At 72.0% G+C, this 18,526-nt stretch carries 15 protein-coding genes; 9 read left to right on the top strand and 6 right to left on the bottom strand.

Going from position 1 to position 18,526, the window contains the following annotated elements; translation table 11 throughout:
- Positions 1-13: 13 nt before the first annotated feature.
- Positions 14-970: a methylmalonyl Co-A mutase-associated GTPase MeaB gene (meaB, locus tag ACWC2B_RS33300; protein ID WP_114038203.1), complete on the bottom strand. Its 957-nt coding sequence runs from the start codon at positions 968-970 to the stop codon at positions 14-16.
- Positions 971-1,025: 55 nt separating this feature from the next.
- Positions 1,026-2,228, bottom strand: coding sequence for an acetyl-CoA C-acetyltransferase (locus tag ACWC2B_RS33295; RefSeq protein WP_450723236.1), 1,203 nt, complete (start codon positions 2,226-2,228; stop codon positions 1,026-1,028).
- A gap of 139 nt (positions 2,229-2,367) precedes the next feature.
- Here ACWC2B_RS33295 and mce point away from each other — a divergent pair, with 139 nt between their 5' ends.
- From mce to ACWC2B_RS33260, 7 genes are all read left to right on the top strand, one after another.
- Positions 2,368-2,808 carry a methylmalonyl-CoA epimerase gene (gene mce, locus ACWC2B_RS33290; RefSeq protein WP_450723234.1) on the top strand — a complete coding sequence of 147 codons (441 nt, stop codon included), beginning with the start codon at positions 2,368-2,370 and terminating at the stop codon, positions 2,806-2,808.
- A 200-nt stretch (positions 2,809-3,008) separates the two neighbouring features.
- Positions 3,009-7,199, top strand: coding sequence for a polarized growth protein Scy (scy, locus tag ACWC2B_RS33285; protein ID WP_450723232.1), 4,191 nt, complete (start codon positions 3,009-3,011; stop codon positions 7,197-7,199).
- A gap of 114 nt (positions 7,200-7,313) precedes the next feature.
- Positions 7,314-8,252 (top strand): cellulose-binding protein, encoded by a 939-nt coding sequence (locus ACWC2B_RS33280; RefSeq protein ID WP_450723230.1) that lies wholly within the window; start codon positions 7,314-7,316, stop codon positions 8,250-8,252.
- Between the two features lie 96 nt (positions 8,253-8,348).
- A complete protein-coding gene (locus ACWC2B_RS33275; RefSeq protein WP_450723228.1) occupies positions 8,349-9,347 on the top strand; it encodes an ABC transporter ATP-binding protein in 999 nt (332 codons plus the stop codon).
- Between the two features lie 3 nt (positions 9,348-9,350).
- Complete coding sequence (locus tag ACWC2B_RS33270) at positions 9,351-10,130, top strand: ABC transporter permease (protein WP_450723226.1); 780 nt, start codon at positions 9,351-9,353, stop codon at positions 10,128-10,130.
- Positions 10,131-10,261: 131 nt separating this feature from the next.
- Positions 10,262-11,431, top strand: a complete 1,170-nt coding sequence (locus tag ACWC2B_RS33265; protein WP_450723224.1) for an ABC transporter ATP-binding protein — start codon at positions 10,262-10,264, stop codon at positions 11,429-11,431.
- Complete coding sequence (locus tag ACWC2B_RS33260; RefSeq protein WP_450723222.1) at positions 11,428-12,279, top strand: ABC transporter permease; 852 nt, start codon at positions 11,428-11,430, stop codon at positions 12,277-12,279. Before ACWC2B_RS33265 ends, ACWC2B_RS33260 begins: the two co-directional genes overlap by 4 nt.
- Positions 12,280-12,307: 28 nt before the next feature.
- Here the strand turns inward: ACWC2B_RS33260 and ACWC2B_RS33255 are convergent, their stop codons facing one another.
- A complete protein-coding gene (locus tag ACWC2B_RS33255) occupies positions 12,308-12,640 on the bottom strand; it encodes an ATP/GTP-binding protein (RefSeq protein ID WP_450723220.1) in 333 nt (110 codons plus the stop codon).
- Between the two features lie 216 nt (positions 12,641-12,856).
- Between ACWC2B_RS33255 and ACWC2B_RS33250 the strand changes: the two genes are divergently transcribed.
- On the top strand, positions 12,857-13,894 hold the full coding sequence (locus tag ACWC2B_RS33250) for an LLM class flavin-dependent oxidoreductase (protein ID WP_450723218.1): 1,038 nt from the start codon (positions 12,857-12,859) through the stop codon (positions 13,892-13,894).
- 98 nt (positions 13,895-13,992) lie between these two features.
- On the opposite strand, the gene ACWC2B_RS33245 is transcribed toward ACWC2B_RS33250, so the two are convergent.
- Positions 13,993-14,385: an SCO5389 family protein gene (locus tag ACWC2B_RS33245; RefSeq protein WP_100577461.1), complete on the bottom strand. Its 393-nt coding sequence runs from the start codon at positions 14,383-14,385 to the stop codon at positions 13,993-13,995.
- 228 nt (positions 14,386-14,613) lie between these two features.
- Between ACWC2B_RS33245 and nucS the strand changes: the two genes are divergently transcribed.
- On the top strand, positions 14,614-15,285 hold the full coding sequence (gene nucS / locus ACWC2B_RS33240; RefSeq protein WP_189963708.1) for an endonuclease NucS: 672 nt from the start codon (positions 14,614-14,616) through the stop codon (positions 15,283-15,285).
- Positions 15,286-15,383: 98 nt separating this feature from the next.
- On the opposite strand, the gene ACWC2B_RS33235 is transcribed toward nucS, so the two are convergent.
- Together ACWC2B_RS33235 and ACWC2B_RS33230 are read right to left on the bottom strand one after the other, a co-directional pair.
- Positions 15,384-17,945: an ATP-binding protein gene (locus tag ACWC2B_RS33235; protein WP_450723215.1), complete on the bottom strand. Its 2,562-nt coding sequence runs from the start codon at positions 17,943-17,945 to the stop codon at positions 15,384-15,386.
- A 250-nt stretch (positions 17,946-18,195) separates the two neighbouring features.
- Positions 18,196-18,519, bottom strand: coding sequence for an STAS domain-containing protein (locus ACWC2B_RS33230; protein ID WP_114038189.1), 324 nt, complete (start codon positions 18,517-18,519; stop codon positions 18,196-18,198).
- Between the last annotated feature and the right edge of the window lie 7 nt (positions 18,520-18,526).

Below are 18,526 nucleotides of genomic sequence, written 5' to 3'. Positions count from 1 at the left end.
CACCTCGTCAGATCTACGCTCCGGTCAGCCCGGCCACCAGTTCGTCGGCCGCCGCGTACGGGTCGAGTTCGCCGTCCACGATGCGCTGCGCCAGCGTGTCCAGGCGGCGGTCGCCGTGCAGGGAGCCGATGCGCTCGCGCAGGGCGGTGACCGCGATGGTCTCGACCTCGCGGGCCGCGCGGGCCCGGCGCCGCTCGGCGAGCACGCCGTGCTCGGCCATCCACGCGTGGTGCTTCTCCAGCGCCTCCACGACCTCGTCGATGCCCTCGCCGCGTGCCGCCACCGTCTTGACGATGGGCGGGCGCCAGTCCCCCGGGCCGCGTGATTCGCCCAGGCCCAGCATGTGGTTGAGCTCGCGGGCCGTCGCGTCCGCGCCGTCCCGGTCCGCCTTGTTGACGACGTACAGGTCGCCGATTTCGAGGATGCCGGCCTTGGCCGCCTGGATGCCGTCGCCCATGCCGGGTGCGAGCAGCACCACCGAGGTGTCGGCCTGCGAGGCGATCTCGACCTCGGACTGGCCGACGCCCACCGTCTCGACCAGGATCACCTCGCAGCCCGCCGCGTCCAGGACCCGGATCGCCTGGGGCGCCGCCCACGCGAGACCGCCCAGGTGGCCCCGGGTCGCCATCGAGCGGATATAGACGCCCGGGTCGGAGGCGTGCTCCGACATCCGGACCCGGTCGCCGAGCAGGGCCCCGCCCGAGAACGGCGAGGACGGGTCGACGGCGAGCACGCCGACCCGCTTCCCGGCCCTGCGGTAGGCGGTGACGAGCGCCGAGGTGGAGGTCGACTTGCCGACACCCGGCGAGCCCGTGAGCCCCACGACGTACGCGTTGCCCGCGAGCGGGGCCAGCGCCGCCATGACCTCGCGCAGCTGCGGGGACGCCCCCTCGACCAGCGAGATCAGCCGGGCGACGGCCCTGGGCCGGCCTTCCCGGGCCTGGGCCACCAGTTCGGGGACGTCCACCATTGCCGCTCCGTTCAGTCGCGTACGCACCGCAGGGATCAGGGAGTTACTGCCCGGACTACTTGCCCGGGACGCGGACGATCAGCGCGTCGCCCTGACCGCCGCCGCCGCACAGGGCGGCCGCGCCGACGCCGCCGCCGCGGCGCTTCAGTTCGAGGGCGAGGTGCAGCACGACGCGGGCGCCGGACATGCCGATCGGGTGGCCGAGGGCGATCGCGCCGCCGTTGACATTCACCTTTTCCGGCGAAACTCCGAGGTCCTTCATTGACTGGACGGCGACCGCCGCGAAGGCCTCGTTGATCTCGATCAGGTCGAGGTCCTCGACCGTGATCCCCTCCTTGCCGACCGCGTGCCTGATCGCGTTCGAGGGCTGCGACTGGAGCGAGTTGTCGGGGCCCGCCACGTTGCCGTGGGCGCCGATCTCGGCGATCCACTCCAGGCCCAGCTCCTCGGCCTTGGCCTTGGACATGACGACGACCGCGGCCGCGCCGTCCGAGATCTGCGAGGAGGTGCCGGCCGTGATCGTGCCGTCCTTGGCGAAGGCGGGGCGCAGCTTGCCGAGGGACTCGACGGTCGTGTCGGCACGCACGCCCTCGTCCTTGGCGAACAGGACCGGGTCGCCCTTGCGCTGCGGGATCTCGATCGGAGTGATCTCGGCCTCGAAGATGCCGTTCTTCTGGGCGGCCGCGGCCCGCTGGTGCGAGGCCGCCGCGATCGCGTCCTGCTCGGGGCGGGCGATGCCCAGGCGGGTGTTGTGCTTCTCCGTCGACTCCCCCATGGGGATGTTCTCGAAGGAGTCGGTCAGACCGTCGTACGCCATCGCGTCGAGCATCTCGATCGCGCCGTACTTGAAGCCCTCGCGGGACTTGGGCAGCAGGTGCGGGGCGTTGGTCATCGACTCCTGGCCGCCGGCGACCACGATGTCGAACTCGCCCGCGCGGATCAGCTGGTCGGCGAGCGCGATCGCGTCCAGACCCGACAGGCACACCTTGTTGATGGTGAGCGCGGGGACGTTCATCGGGATGCCTGCCTTGACGGCCGCCTGGCGCGCGGGGATCTGGCCGGCGCCCGCCTGGAGCACCTGACCCATGATCACGTACTGCACCTGGTCGCCGCCGATGCCGGCCCGGTCCAGGGCCGCCTTGATGGCGAAGCCGCCGAGGTCGGCGCCGGAGAAGGACTTGAGGGAGCCGAGCAGTCGGCCCATGGGCGTACGGGCGCCCGCGACGATCACTGAGGTGGTACCGGTCGTTCCAGACATGAGGCACGGCCCCTAGGGAGGTGAGGTGTGAACGAGGGTTTACTAGGAATGTACTGAGCGGTACTGCCCACGTCACCCGGCAGCCGGTGTGATCGCGCGCACGTTGCGTAACCACCCCTGAGAGCGCTGCACTGGACCCATGCTGACGCGAATCGACCACATCGGGATCGCCTGTTTCGACCTCGACAGGACCGTCGAGTTCTACCGTGCCACCTACGGATTCGAGGTGTTCCACACCGAGGTCAACGAGGAACAGGGGGTGCGCGAGGCCATGCTCAAGATCAACGAGACGTCGGACGGCGGGGCCTCCTACCTCCAGCTCCTGGAGCCGACCCGCGAGGACTCGGCGGTCGGCAAGTGGCTGGCCAAGAACGGCGAGGGCGTCCACCACATCGCCTTCGGCACCGAGGACGTCACCGCCGACTCCGAGGCCATCCGCGGCAAGGGCGTACGGGTCCTCTACGACCAGCCGCGCACCGGTTCGATGGGCTCGTCGATCACCTTCCTGCACCCCAAGGACTGCCACGGCGTGCTCACCGAACTCGTCACTTCCGCACCGGAGGGCACCACCGCCCACTGAGCCCACACAGTGGAGGCCGGACCTCCGGATACTCGGCCCGGTACAGTGGGCGGTTCCGGGCCGGGGTCGGGTCGGGGCCTGGGACCCACGCCCCTGTTTTGATCTGACACCATTCACCGGGGGCCCGTCCGCTGTTACTCGCGGTCGGACGGCGCTCGTACGGGCAGTGTTCGCGACCAGGGGACGGATGGGACCGCGCAGTGCGGGGCTACGAACGCCAGGAGAGCCAGAGCCACCGGCCTGACGACCACCTCTCGCGGTTCGAGGCCGAGATGGAGCGGCTGAAGACCGAGCGGGAGAAGGCCGTTCAGCACGCCGAGGATCTCGGCTACCAGGTCGAAGTGCTGCGCGCCAAGCTCCACGAGGCGCGCCGCAATCTCGCGACCCGTCCCGCCTACGACGCGGCGAACGTCGGCTACCAGGCCGAACAGCTGCTCCGCAACGCCCAGCTGCAGGCCGAGCAGTTGCGTACGGACGCCGAGCGCGAGCTGCGCGACGCCCGCGCCCAGACCCAGCGCATCCTCCAGGAGCACGCCGAGCACCAGGCGCGCCTCCAGGCCGAGCTGCACGCCGAGGCCGTCAACCGCCGCCAGCGCCTGGACCAGGAGCTGGCCGAGCGCCGGGCCACCGTCGAGTCGCACGTCAACGAGAACGTGGCGTGGGCAGAACAACTGCGCGCCCGCACCGAGTCGCAGGCCCGCCGGCTCATGGAGGAGTCCCGCGCCGAGGCCGAGCAGGCGCTCGCGGCGGCCCGCGCGGAGGCCACCCGTATCGCGGAGGAGGCCCGTCAACGGCTCGGCGCCGAGGCCGAGTCGGCCCGCGCCGAGGCCGAGGCCACGCTGCTGCGCGCCCGCAAGGACGCCGAGCGGCTCCTGAACGCGGCCTCCACGCAGGCCCAGGAGGCCACCTCCCACGCCGAGCAGCTGCGCACGACCACCACCGCCGAGTCCGACCAGGCGCGCCAGCAGGCGGCCGAGCTGAGCCGCGCCGCCGAGCAGCGGATGCAGGAGGCGGAGGCCGCGCTGCGCGAGGCGCGCGCCGAGGCCGAACGGACCGTCACCGAGGCCAAGGAGGCCGCGGCCAAGCAGCTTTCGAGCGCCGAGTCCGCCAACGAGCAGCGCACCAGGACCGCGAAGACCGAGATCGCGCGTCTCGTGGCGGAGGCCACCAAGGAGTCCGAGGCCCTCAAGGCCGAGGCCGAGCAGGCTCTTGAGGACGCGAAGGCGGAGGCCGAGCGGCTGCGCACGGAGGCCGCCGAGTCGGCGCGCACCAGCGCCGCCGAGGACACCGCGGCCCAGCTCGCAAAAGCCGCGCGCACCGCGGAGGAGGTCCTCACCAAGGCGTCCGAGAACGCCCAGGAGACCACCCGCAAGGCGTCCGAGGAGGCCGAGCGCATCCGGCGCGAGGCGGAGGCCGAGGCGGAGCGGCTGCGCGGCGAGGCGGCCGAGCAGGCCGACGAGCTCAAGGGCGCGGCCAAGGACGACACCAAGGAGTACCGGGCCAAGACGGTCGAGCTCCAGGAGGAGGCTCGCCGGCTGCGCGGCGAGGCCGAGCAGCTGCGCGCCGAGGCGGTCGCCGAGGGCGAGCGGATCCGGGGCGAGGCGCGCCGCGAGGCCGTCCAGCAGATCGAGGAGGCGGCCAAGACCGCCGAGGAGCTCCTCGCCAAGGCGAAGGCGGACGCGGACGAGCTGCGCACGACCGCGGGCAACGAGTCCGAGCGCGTACGCAACGAAGCCGTCGAGCGGGCCAATACGCTGCGCAAGCAGGCCGAGGAGACCCTGGAGCGCACCCGCGCCGAGGCCGAGCGGATGCGCGCGGAGGCCGAGGAGCAGGCCGAGCAGACCACGACGGACGCCGAGCGGGCGGCAGTTGAGCTGCGCGAGGAGACCGAGCGGGCGATAGCGGCCCGTCAGGCCGAGGCCGCCGAGGAACTGGCCCGGCTGCACACCGAGGCCGAGCAGCGCCACGCCGCCGCCGAGCAGGCCCTCACCGACGCCCGCGCCGAGGGCGAGCGGATCCGGCGCGAGGCCGCCGAGGAGACCGAGCGGATCCGCACCGAGGCCGCCGAGCGCATCCGTACGCTCCAGGCGCAGGCCGAGCAGGAGGCCGAGCGGCTGCGCACCGAGGCCGCTTCCGATGCGTCGACCGCCCGTTCCGAGGCGGAGAACGCGGCGGCCCGGCTGCGCGCCGAGGCGTCCGCGGAGGCCGAGCGGCTCAAGTCCGAGGCGCAGGAGAGTGCCGACCGGATGCGCGCGGAGGCCGCGGCCGCCGCCGAGCGGGTCGGCGCCGAGGCCGCCGAGGCGCTCGCCGCGGCCCAGGAAGAGGCCACCCGGCGCCGCCGCGAGGCAGAGGAAACGCTCAACTCGGCCCGTTCCGAAGCCGATTCGGAGCGCGCCCAGGCCCGTGAGCAGAGCGAGGAGCTCCTCGCCTCGGCCCGCAAGCGGGTCGAGGAGGCGCAGGCCGAGGCGCAGCGGCTCGGCGAGGAGGCCGACCGGCGCGCCACCGAGCTGGTGTCGGCGGCCGAGCAGACCGCCAAGGACGTACGGGATTCGGTGTCCGGGCTCCGCGAGGAGGCCGAGCAGGAGATCGCGGGTCTGCGCAGCGCGGCCGAGCACGCGGCGCAGCGCACGACGACCGAGGCGCAGGAGGAGGCGGACCGGGTCCGCGCCGACGCGCACGCCGAGCGGGAGCGGGCGAGCGAGGACGCGGGCCGGGTCCGCGCCCGTGCCCAGGAGGAGTCCGAGGCCGCCAAGGCGCTGGCCGAGCGGACCGTCGCGGACGCCATGGCCGAGGCGGAGAAGGCCCGTTCGGACGCCTCCGAGTACGCGCAGCGCATGCGCACCGAGGCCTCCGACGCGCTCGCCTCGTCCGAGCAGGACGCGGCCCGCACCCGGGCCGAGGCCCGCGAGGACGCCAACCGGATCCGCTCCGACGCCGCGAGCCAGGCCGACCGCCTGGTCACCGAGGCGACGGCGGAGGCCGAGCGGCTCGCCGCCGAGTCGACCGCCGAGGCGGAGCGGCTCACCACCGAGGCCCAGCAGGTACGGGTCGAGGGCCAGGCCGAGGCCGACGCGCTGCGCGCCGAGGCCCGCGAGGAGGCCGACCGGGTCACCTCCGCGGCCCTGGCCGAGGCCGAGCAGGTCACCACGGCCGCGCGCGAGCAGGCCGAGCGGGTCACCAGCAAGGCCGAGGCGGATGCCGAGCGCACCACCAACGAGGCCAACGCGTATGCCGAGTTGGTCACCACCGAGGCGCGCGCGGATGCGGGTTCCACGCTGGGCGCGGCCAACGCCGAGGCCGAGCAGACCGTGAACGAGGCCCGTGCCGAGGCCGACCGGATCCTCGACGAGGCACGCCGGGCCGCCGACAAGCGGCGTACGGACGCGGCCGCCCAGGCCGACCAGCTCATCGCGGAAGCGAGCAGCGAGGCCGAGCGGCTGCGTGCCGAGGCCGCCGACACGGTGGGCTCCGCCCAGCAGGCCGCCGAGCGGATCCGGGCCGAGGCCGAGAAGAACAAGGCCCGCGCCGAACAGGCCGCGGAGAAGACGCGTACCGAGGCCCGCGAGGAGGCGGACCGGCTGCTCGACGAGGCCCGCACCGCGGCCGCCAAGCGGCGCGCGGACGCGGCCGAGCAGGCCGACCAGCTCATCAACAAGGCCCAGGAGGAGGCGCTGCGCGCCGCCACCGAGGCCGAGGAGCAGGCCGACACGATGGTCGGCGCGGCCCGCAAGGAGGCCGAGCGGATCGTCGCGGAGTCGACGGTCGAGGGCAACTCCCTGGTGGAGAAGGCCCGTACGGACGCCGACGAGCTGCTCGCCGGTGCGCGCGCGGACGCCACCGCCATAAGGGAACGCACCGAGGAGGTGCGCTCGCGTACCGAGGCGGAGATCGAGGAGCTGCACGAGCGGGCCCGCCGCGAGAGCGCCGAGCAGATGAAGTCGGCGGGCGAGCGCGTCGACAAGCTGGTGAAGGCCGCCACCGAGCAGGCCGCCGAGGCCGAGGCCAAGTCCAAGGCGCTGGTCTCGGACGCCAACTCCGAGGCGGGCAAGGTCCGTATCGCCGCCGTGAAGAAGGCGGAGGCGCTGCTCAAGGAGGCCGAGACCAAGAAGGCCGAGCTGATCCGCGAGGCCACCGCGCTGCGCGACGAGGCGGCCGCCGAGGCGCGCCGCACGGTCGAGGAGGGCAAGCGCGAACTCGACGTCCTGGTGCGGCGGCGTCAGGACATCAACGCCGAGATCTCCCGCGTCCAGGACGTACTTGAGGCATTGGAGTCATTCGAGGCGCCGACCGCCGGCGGCAAGTCGGCCTCCGGCGGCGGTTCCTCCGCAGGTGTCAAGGCGGGTGCCGCGGCTGGGTCAACTCGTTCGAGTGGCAAGTCTTCCGACGGCTAGCCACTCAAAAGACTGGACATTCTCCAGATCAAACGGGCATCCGCTCGATGACACGCCGCTTGGGCCCCTAGGATTCCCCCTATCACCTCACCGGTCTCATTCGACAGGAACCCCATGAGCGACACTTCCTCCCCCTTCGGCTTCGAGCTCGTGCGGCGTGGTTACGACCGCGGTCAGGTGGATGACCGCATTACCAAGCTCGTCGCCGACCGTGACAGTGCTCTGGCACGGATCACTTCTCTGGAAAAGCGCATCGAGGAGCTCCACCTCGAAACGCAGAACGCCCAGGCTCAGGTGAACGACGCGGAGCCGTCGTACGCGGGTCTGGGTGCGCGTGTCGAAAAGATCCTGCGGCTCGCCGAGGAAGAGGCGAAGGATCTGCGCGAGGAGGCCCGCCGGGCCGCCGAACAGCACCGGGAACTCGCCGAGTCGGCCGCTCAGCAGGTGCGCAACGACGCCGAATCGTTCGCCTCCGAGCGCAAGGCGAAGGCCGAGGACGAGGGCGTACGGATCGTCGAGAAGGCGAAGGGTGACGCCTCTCAGCTCCGTTCCGAGGCGCAGAAGGACGCGCAGTCCAAGCGCGAGGAGGCGGACGCGCTCTTCGAGGAGACCCGCGCCAAGGCCGCCCAGGCCGCCGCGGACTTCGAGACGAACCTCGCCAAGCGCCGCGAGCAGTCCGAGCGTGACCTGGCGTCGCGTCAGGCCAAGGCCGAGAAGCGCCTCGCGGAGATCGAGCACCGCGCGGAGCAGCTCCGCCTGGAGGCCGAGAAGCTGCGTACGGACGCGGAGCGCCGGGCGCGCCAGACGGTGGAGACCGCCCAGCGCCAGGCCGAGGACATCGTGGCCGACGCCAACGCCAAGGCGGACCGCATCCGTTCGGAATCCGAGCGGGAGCTGGCGGCGCTCACCAACCGCCGCGACTCGATCAACGCGCAGCTGACCAACGTCCGCGAGATGCTGGCGACGCTGACCGGTGCGGCCGTGGCCGCCGCCGGTTCCCCGGTCGACGACGAGCCCGTCTCGCGCGGCGTCCCGGCGCAGCAGGGCCGCTAGTCCCCCCAGCCCGTCCCCCGTGGGCTGCGGTCGAAGGTCCTGAAGCCCCCTGTCACTCCAGTGGCAGGGGGCTTTGTCCGCATTTAGCGTGGTCGCATGATCGAGCTAGAGGGCCTCACCAAGCGCTACGGCAGCAAGGTCGCCGTCGATCACCTGTCCTTCCAGGTCAGACCCGGTGTGGTGACCGGCTTCCTGGGACCCAACGGGGCCGGCAAGTCGACGACCATGCGCATGCTGCTCGATCTGGACAACCCGACCAGTGGGACCGTACGCATCGACGGCAAGCACTACCGCGAGCTGGCCGAGCCGCTGAAGTACATCGGGGCGCTGCTCGACGCCAAGGCGATGCACGGCGGCCGCACCGCGTACAACAACCTGCTGTGTCTGGCCGAGTCCAACCGGATTCCGGCCGCGCGGGTCTCGGAGGTGCTCGACACGGTCGGGCTCTCCGCGGTGGCGAAGAAGAAGACGAAGGGCTTCTCGCTGGGCATGGGGCAGCGCCTTGGAATCGCTTCCGCGCTGCTCGGCGACCCCGAGATCCTGATGTTCGACGAACCCGTCAATGGTCTGGACCCCGAGGGAATTCACTGGATCCGCAATCTCATGAAGCAGCTCGCGGGCGAAGGGCGAACGATCTTCGTTTCGTCTCACCTGATGAGCGAAATGGCGCTCACCGCGGATCACTTGATCGTTATCGGGCAGGGCCGACTGCTCGCCGATACATCGATGGCCGATTTCATCCGGGAGAACTCCCGGAGTTTCGTCAGGCTGCGTTCCCCGCAGTGGGAACGCCTCCTCGACGCCCTTCAGCGGGCCCACATCCCCTACCTTGAGACCCGCGACGGCGCCATCGAAGTCGACAACGGCAAGATCGAGGCGCTCGGCGAACTGGCCGCCCAGCACCGAATAGTGCTGCACGAACTGTCGGGCCAGCAGGCCTCCCTCGAAGAGGCGTTCATGCAGATGACAGCGGGTTCGGTGGAATACCACGCACACGGCGCCACCACCCCCGGCGGGCCTCCCCCGCCGCCCGGCCGGGGCTCCTGGCAGCAGGCGCCGAACTGGGGCGCACACGGCCAGGGCCGGGGGGTGTGAGCCATGGCGTCGGTACCCGCGGTCCTCAAGTCCGAGTGGACCAAGATCCGTACGGTCTCCTCCACGACCTGGACGCTGGCCTGCGCCCTGATCGTCACGGTCGCGATCAGCGCGGCCCTGTGCGCCCTGATGAAGTCGCAGTTCGACGACCTCAAGCCGGCCGAGAAGCTGACCTTCGACCCGACGTTCATCAGCTTCTCCGGGATGATCCTCGGTCAGCTGGCGATGGTCGTCTTCGGCGTCCTGGTCGTCGGCACGGAGTACAGCTCGGGCATGATCCGCTCCTCGCTGGCGGCGGTGCCGCGGCGGGGCATGTTCCTGTTCGCCAAGCTGACCGTGGCGACGCTGCTCGCCCTCGTCGTGGGCATGGCGACCAGCTTTCTGTCGTTCTTCCTCGGCCAGGCGCTGCTCGGCCCGCACAGGACCACGATCGGCGAGCCCAACGTGCTGCGGGCGGTCGTCGGCGCCGGGCTCTACATGGCGCTGATCGCGCTGTTCTCGATGGGCGTCGCCACGATGCTGCGCAGCTCGATGCTGTCGCTGGGCATCCTGATGCCGTTCTTCTTCCTGATCTCGCAGATCCTGTCGGCCGTGCCGGGCGCCAAGAACGTGGCCCGCTACTTCCCCGACCGGGCCGGCTCGCAGATCATGCAGGTGGTCCCGGACGCCATGAACAGCGATCCGGCGCCGTACGGGCCCTGGGGCGGCCTGGGCATCATGGTCCTGTGGGTGATCGCGGCGCTGGCGGGCGGCTGTCTCGTCCTGCGGACACGGGACGCCTGAACCGCGCGGTACGGACATGACGACTTAGCCGGAACCGTCAAGGCCTGGATAAGCTCCTCACTCATACGGGGGCATGCCGGCCGTACGCCGGACACCGCCCCGACGACCCAAACCGTCGATGGGGCTGGAGAATGATCGAGGCAGTCGGCCTGACGAAGCGCTACGGCGCCAAGACGGCCGTGCACAACCTTTCCTTTCAGGTGCGACCTGGCGCGGTCACCGGGTTCCTGGGGCCCAACGGCTCCGGCAAGTCCACGACCATGCGCATGATCCTCGGCCTCGACCAGCCGACCGCCGGCCATGTGACCATCGGCGGCCACCCCTTCCGCAGCCTGCCCAACGCCCCGCGCCAGGTCGGCGCGCTGCTCGACGCCAAGGCCGTGCACGGGGGCCGCAGCGCCCGCAACCACCTGCTCTCGCTCGCCCAGCTGTCCGGCATCCCGGCCCGCCGGGTCGACGAGGTGCTCGGCGTGGTCGGCCTCCAGGAGGTGGCCAAGCGGCGCTCCAAGGGGTTCTCGCTCGGCATGGGCCAGCGGCTGGGCATCGCCGCGGCGCTGCTCGGCGACCCGCAGGTGCTGCTCTTCGACGAGCCGGTCAACGGGCTCGACCCCGAGGGCATCCTGTGGGTGCGCAACCTGATGAAGCAGCTCGCCGCCGAGGGCCGCACCGTGTTCGTGTCCTCGCACCTGATGAGCGAGATGGCGCTGACCGCCGACCACCTCATAGTGATCGGCCGCGGCCAGCTGCTCGCGGACATGCGGATCACCGACTTCATCTCGCACAACTCCGCGGACTTCGCCCGGGTGCGGACGCCCGCCACGGACCCCGCCCAGCGCGAGAAGCTGACCTCGGCGCTGACCGAGGCGGGCGGCCAGGTGCTGCCCGAACCGGACGGCGCGCTGCGCGTGACCGGCCTCGCCCTGCCCCGCATCAGCGACGTCGCCCACGAGGCGGACGTACGGCTGTGGGAGCTGTCCCCGCACCAGGCCTCTCTTGAGGAGGCGTACATGCGCATGACACAGGGTGCGGTCGACTACCGCTCGACGGCCGACCAGAAGGCGGGCCTGCAGCCCGCCATGCCGCCCGGGTACGCGCCGCCGCCGGTCATCCCCGAGGTGCCGCAGCAGGGCTGGTACGCCCCGCCGCCGCCCGGCCAGAACCCGTACGCGGCGGCGCCCCAGCAGGTCCCGGTCCAGCAGCAGCCGGCCCAGGCCCAGCAGCCGCAGCCGCCCGCCGCTCCCCCGGTTCCACAGGCCCCGGCCGCGCCTGCCGCCCCGATCAAGCCCGAGGACGCCCGATGACCACCCCCTACCAGCAGCAGCCGCACCCGCAGCAGGCACCGGGCGGGCCGCTCGGCACGTACACCTCACCGATCGCCGTGCGGCGGGCCACCTTCGCCGACGCGCTCGCCTCCGAGTGGACCAAGATCCGGTCGGTGCGTTCCACCATGTGGACACTGGGCGTGCTGATCGTGCTCCTCCTCGGCCTCGGTCTGCTCGCCGGCATCGTCGTGCGGTCCAGCGACGCGCACATGGGCGACAACTCGGTCCTGCTGCTCGGCTTCTACGGAGTGCTGCTCGGCACGATCTGCGTGATCACCCTCGGCGTGCTGACCATCGCGTCCGAGTACGGCACCGGCATGATCCGCACGACCCTGACGGCCTGCCCCAGCCGGGGCCGGATCCTCGCCGCCAAGTCGGTCGTCTTCTTCCTGCTCGCCTTCGTGATCGTGACGGCCATGACGACGCTGGTCGCGGCCATCCAGAGCGCCCTGCTGCCGGACGCGGCGACGCCGAGCGGCGGCGAGTGGCTGCGCGCCACCGTCGGTGTCGGCCTCTACGTCGCGATGCTCGGGCTGCTGTCCCTCGCGGTGGGCGCGCTCATCCGGCACTCCGCGGGCTCGATCACGATCATGATCGGCCTGGTGCTGCTCCCGCTGGTGCTCGCCCTGTTCATGTTCACCCCGTCGCTGGAGGGCGTGCGGAACTTCCTCCTGGAGTACTCGATCCCGAGCCAGCTCAGCGCCTTCTACGGAGCATCGATCTCGGACTCCGGGCCGAGCGGCTGGGACCCGCTGTGGATCATCACGGGGGTCACCGCGGTCGCCCTCGGCGGCGCGTTCCTGTCGCTCAACTCCCGCGACGTATAAGGGCGTTCGGCACCCCGCCCGAGGGCCTTCAGTACCTCGGCGCGTTCCTGGACCGCTGCACCCGCGTGGTGCGGCGGTCCTTCGCGTTCCAGCAGGCCTTGTGCCAGTGGCGGCGCTCGTCGACGCCCGCGTACTCGGGCCAGGCCACCAGGTGCGGGGCGCCCGAGGGGATCTCCTGGTCACAGCCGGGGCAGCGGTACCGCTTGCCTGCGGCACTGGCCCCCGCCACATGCCGGACCGACCACTCCTCGCCCTGCCAGGACTCGGTGCCCTGGAGCCCGAAGCGGTCGCCGCCCTCCGTCCGGTTCTCGGACGCGGTCGGCTTCTCGCCGCCCTTGGGGCGGTTGCGGCGCGGGGACACGTGAACACCTCACGGGGCGGGTCGGACGGTTCTCCCCAGCCTAGGCCCACGCACGACGGGTACCCGCTCGGGCAGGGCGTGCCAGAGTCACCCGTTAGAGGGACTCTTAGCGGACAATCGCAAGAAGTTGGCGCCTGGCCGTGCCTTTGGCACTTGTCAGACGTTCTTGCCAGTAAGAGGGGGAGAGCCGCGTCGGCCGCAAGGAGGCAGAAGGCGATGCGTGTGGGCACTTTTGTACTGGCAGCCCAGTTCCCGGGCCAGGGGCAGGGAGAAACGCTCCATCGTGCGGTCAGGTCCGCCGAGGTGGCCGAGGAATCCGGGCTCGACTCGGTGTGGCTGGCCGAACACCACTTCGTACCGTACGGCGTCTGCCCGTCGGCCGTGACGCTGGCGGCGTTACTGCTCGGGCGTACGCAGCGGATCAGGGTCGGCACCGCGGTCACCGTGCTGCCGACCGCACACCCCGTGGCGGTCGGCGAACAGGCCGCGCTGCTGCACCTCACCTCCGGCGGGCGGTTCTCGCTCGGCGTGGGGCGCGGCGGGCCCTGGGTCGACCTGGAGGTGTTCGGCTCGGGCCTCAAGGCGTACGAGCAGGGCTTCCCGGAATCGCTCGACCTGCTCCTGCACTGGCTGCGCGAGCCCCGCGTGGCCGGCGAGGGGGAACGATTCGCCTTCCGGGAGGTCCCGGTCGTGCCGCGGCCCGACGAGATCCTGGACGGCGGTCCCGACGACGCCTGCCCCGAGGTGATCGTGGCCTGTACGTCGCCGAGGAGCGTGAAGCTGGCCGCGGACCGCGGGCTGCCGATGCTGCTCGGGATGCACTGCGGCGACGAGGAGAAGGCCGAGATGGTCGCGCTGTGGCGCCGGGAGGCGACAGCGGCGGGCCACCCGCCGGAGAAGATCGCGGCCGCGGGCCACGTGTCGGCCGGCGTCGCCCAGATCGCCGACCGGCGGGCCGGAGCCGCCGAGACCCTGCTGAAGTCGATGCCGGGCTGGCTGAAGCAGGGGCTTGACGCCCATGTGACGGTCGACGGCCGTGAGCGCGCGATGCGCGACCCCGTGGCGTACACCGAACTCCTCTGCGGACTGCACCCGGTGGGCACCCCCCGCCTGGCCGCGGACCGGCTGGCCGCCACGTCCGAGCGCACGGGCATCACCCGCTTCGCCCTGCTGGTGGAGGGCTCGGGCGACCTGGCCGCGACGGAGGAGAACGTACGGCGCCTTGGCGCGGAGGTGCTGCCGCTGCTGAGCTAGCGTATGAGGGCCACCAGCGTATGAGGGCCACCGTGGCCCAAGTGGCCACCGCCCCGCGTCAGTTGCACCTCCCGCGACGCGGAGCGGCAGCGAAGACGTCAGCAGTCCCGAAGCTCCGGAGACTGGTTGAGCAGTTGACCCCTGATCGAGGTGAAGCGGGCGAGCCGCTCATCGGATGAGGGGTCCAGAGGGAACACCGCGACACGGTGGCAGTTCTGGAACGCCAGACGGACACCGAAGTGCCGCTGGAGCGCACCGCGTATGGCGTCACTCGCCAGGGCACGCAGCAGCTGGCCGCGGGCCTGCTCGTCCGGCGGAGGCGTCTGGTTGTCGGCGAACGCTCCGCCGTCGACCTTCAGCTGGGCCACCAGAGAGCTGATCATCTCCCACGCGTAGGGCAGGGAGGTCCGGACGCAGTCGACGAAGGCGGCTTCGTCGACCTCGCCTCGCTCGGCCTGTTCGAGTAGGGCCGGTGAGACGTCGAGCGACATGGTTTCTCCTCTCGCGACCCCGGGGAGCGGGGCCTTACGGGCAGGGAAAGGAAGCATGACGGCCGTTTCTCCCGACAACACAGCGTGCGCGGCCGACAACCTCCCGCTTCCACGGTAGGCGCGATGTCCGGCCCATGGCAGGTACTTGGCACATAACCGGCCAATAACGAACAGTGCACTCCTGGGCGAATCGCGTTCGGCGGGGGGATTCGAGTAGCGTTGCCGACCATGCGTCTCGTCATCGCCCGCTGCTCCGTCGACTACGCGGGCCGGCTCACCGCCCACCTGCCCTCCGCCCCCCGTCTCATCCTGGTGAAGGCGGACGGCAGCGTCTCCATCCACGCTGACGACCGGGCCTACAAGCCCCTCAACTGGATGTCTCCGCCGTGCACCCTCAAGGAGGGCTCGGGGGACGACGAGGGCGTCTGGACCGTCATCAACAAGGCGGGCGAGAAGCTCATCATCACGATGGAGGAGGTCATCCATGACTCCTCCCACGAACTCGGCGTGGACCCTGGCCTGATCAAGGACGGCGTGGAAGCGCACCTCCAGGAGCTGCTCGCGGACCGGATCGAGACACTCGGTGAGGGATACACCCTGATTCGCCGCGAATACCCCACGGCCATCGGCCCGGTGGACATCCTGTGTCGCGACGGTGACGGCAAGACCGTCGCGATCGAGATCAAGCGCCGCGGCGAGATCGACGGCGTGGAGCAGCTGACCCGCTATCTGGAGCTGCTCAACCGCGACCCGCACCTCGCCCCGGTCCAGGGCGTCTTCGCGGCCCAGGAGATCAAGCCCCAGGCCCGCGTGCTCGCCACCGACCGCGGCATCGGCTGCGTGGTGCTCGACTACGACGCCCTGCGCGGCATCGAGGACGACAAGCTCCGGCTGTTCTGATCCGGCGATCCGGTAGTTCCGCCACGTACGAGAAGGGGCCCGCAGAGTGCTGCGGGCCCCTTCTTCGTGTCGTACGTCTCGTACGTTGCTACGGGCTCTCACGCGGGCCGGGTGTCGGCCGGGGCGCTCTTGGTGGGACCGGTTGACGTCGTCGGCGGCTTGGAGCTGGCCGGCGCGCTCGACGTCGGGGGCTTGGAGGCCGTGCTCGGAGGCGGCGGCTTGGTGGAGGGTGGCGGGCTGCTGCCCCCGCTGCTCGGCGGCGGCGGAGTGATCGACCCCGAAGACGTGGGCGTCGGCGACGTGCTGGGCTTGCTCGGCGACGAGCTGGGTGTCGGCGAGTGCGACGGCTTGCCCGAGGTTGTGGGCTTGCCCGGCGTCGACGACTTGGACGGGCCGGTCGACGGGTTGCTCGGTGTGCTCGGGCTGCCGCTGGTGCCCGGGACCGGCTGCCCGGAGGCGCCGGGCTTGCTGCTGGCGCCGGGCTTGCTGGGGCTCGCGGGGCCGCCGCCCTTGTGGCCGCCCGGCTTGGCGCTGCTGTCCGGGTTGTTGGGGTCGGCGTTCAGGCCGCCGCTGCCGTCGTCCTCGTTGGCCGACTGCTGCTGCTTGACGTGATCACCCTGGCCGTCGTCGTTGTTGCTGGAGGTCGCGCCCAGCGTGACGACCGTGCCGAGCACCGCGGCGAGCAGCGCGCCGGCGCCGGCCGCGACGAGGTTGCGCCTGGCGCCGCCGAACAGCGTGCGCCGCGCCTTCGGCATGGCGGCGCCGACGGGAGTGTCCCGCCGGGTGATCAACGTGGCGCCGGGGTCCGGGAGTTGGGCGGTCACCGCCGCGACCGGGGAAACGGCCGCGGAAGGCGTCTTGGGCTCCTCGTGACGGGGCGCGGGCGCCTCTGCGGGGGTGCGTCCGCCGGGCAGCGGCAGCCCGCCGGAGCGGTCCTCGACCAGGGCGAGCGCCCGGCGGCCGGCGACGGTGCCGCGCTTGTCGGCGAGCGCGCCGCGCAGCCCGATGGAGGCCTCCAGCTCGGCGCGGGCCCGGTCCAGGCCGCCGTTGCAGAGCGCGAGGACGCCCAACTCGTGGTGGAAGTACGCCTCTTCGGCCACCTCGCCGGTCAGCCGGGCCGCCTCGGACCCGACCCGGAGCGTCCGCTCCCAGGCGCCCCAGTGCAGTCCCGCGGCGAAGGCGGGCGCGGCGGTGCGGGCCAGTTTGACCGCGGTGGCGGCGTGTTCGCTCTGGTCGCCGGGTACGAGCGCGCTCATCGAGGCGAGGACCGCGTCCGCTTCGGTGGCGGCCCGTTCGGGGGTGACCGAGGGGTGCCCGGTCCACCAGGTGTAGTGCTGGGCCGCGGCGTGGGCCCGCTCGGCCGCGTCGGCGGCGTACCCGGTGCTCTCCAGCTGGGTGAGGACGCCCGCCGCGAGCCGGTAGCGGGAGCCGACCGGCGACAGGAGTCCGCTGTCGAGGAGTTCGCCGAGGGCGGCGTCCGCGTGGGTGTCGCCGACCAGGGCCGGCAGGTGTGCCTGGTGCGGCACCTCGCCACCGAGTGCGACCGCGAATCGCAGGGTGTCCCGGGCGGCCTCGCTCAGCCGGGACGCGAGCAGCGCCGCGGGGGCCGCGCCCTCGCCGAGCGTGGGCAGCGGTATCTCGCGGCCCTCGCCCGAGAACACCGAGGCCTCTGCGGGCTCGTCCAGCGGAAAGCCGTACGGGTCGAGGGAGTTGGGCTCGCCTCTCAGGTGGTCGCGCTGGCGCAGCAGGGCGCCGGCCTGGACGAAGCGCAGCGGCAGGCCCTCGGACTCGAACCAGAGGTCGCCCGCCCAGTTGGCCTCCTCGTCGGTCAGCGCCCGGTCGACGGCCCGCTCAAGCAGTTCGAGCGAGGCGCTGCGGCCGAGGCCGGACAGGAAGACCTCTTCGACGTGCGAGTCGGACTGCGGCGCGGGTACGTCGGGGGTCGCGGCCAGGACATAGGCGCACTCGGGCGTGGCCATGAGCAGTTCTTCGAGGGTGGCCCCGCCGAATTCGAGGTCGTCGAGCACGACGACGGCGCCGATCTCGTGGACCCGCTCCAGGAGCGCGGCCTTGTCGAGGCGGTGCAGGGGCGCGTGGAACACCGTGGCGTACAGCTCGTGGAGCAGCTCGGTCGGGGTGCGGCGGTGGCCCGAGAGGCGTACGACGCCGTCGGGGGCGAGCTCGGCGCAGTCGGCGGCGACGGCGTCGAGCAGGGCGCTGCGCCCGGAGCCCGCGGGCCCGGTGAGCCGCACGGAGCGGCCGCGGCCGAGCAGGCGGACGAGCCTGCCGCGCTCCTCCTGCCGTTCGAGGAGGGCGGGGGTCGGTGTCATCAGGCCGGGTGGCAGCGGCGGCCGGGCGGCCCTCTCTCCCTCGGCCCGCTCGGCGGCGCTGCGCCGGACCGCGCGGCCCGGTATCGCGCCCGGCGGGCAGTTCTCGATCTCGCTGCCGTCGACCGGATTGACCGTCAGCAGGAAGTCGCCCGAGACGAGCTGGACGGTGCGGGCGAGTCCTGCCGCGCGCGGTCCGAACTCGGGAGTACCGGGCTCCCTGTCGCGCGGCGGGCGCTGCGGTCCGGCGCCCGGTTCCGCGTGTGCGCCCGCAACGCCGACCGTGTCGTCGGCATGGTTGAACTCTTCCGGTCCCCGGTTCATCGGGTCCATGGTGAAAGCCCCCCAGATGCGTGGTGCGTAAGGAATGCCCCTCCCGGCCCTTACGCACTTCGCTCTTCGCTGTCGCTTCTGGTCCGGTGCCCGCCGTGTGGGTTCGTCGATCGGCGGGAAGCCGAACCCTAGACCTCCGGACAGTATCTACGAACAGGCGGGGTGCCGCCCCGCCCAAGACGTCACAGTCTCGTGAGGATTGGGCGCGGAGTCCGTTTCCCGCACTCCTGTCACGACAACTCCCGACCCTCTACACGCGGGGCAGGGCCTCGGCGGCGATGCCGCCCTCGATCGCGAGGATGCGGTGCAGTCGGGTGGCGACCAGGAGGCGCTGCATCTGGGGCGGTACGCCGCGCAGCACGAGGCGCCGGCCGCACCGCCCGGCCCGGCGGTGGGCCCCCATGATCACGCCGAGTCCGGTCGCGTCCCACGAATCCAGTTCGGTGAGGTCGAGCACGAGGTCTCCGGCCCCGTCGTCGACCGCCGAGTGCAGGGCCGTACGGGCGTCCGCCGCGCTGCGGACGTCGAGGCGGCCCCCGACGACCAGCTCGACGTGGTCGCCCCTGATGTGCATATGCGCT

Source organism: Streptomyces sp. NPDC001415 (assembly GCF_053597395.1).
Note: the sequence above shows the minus strand (reverse complement) of the source record. Positions and strands in the feature narration are given on the sequence as shown.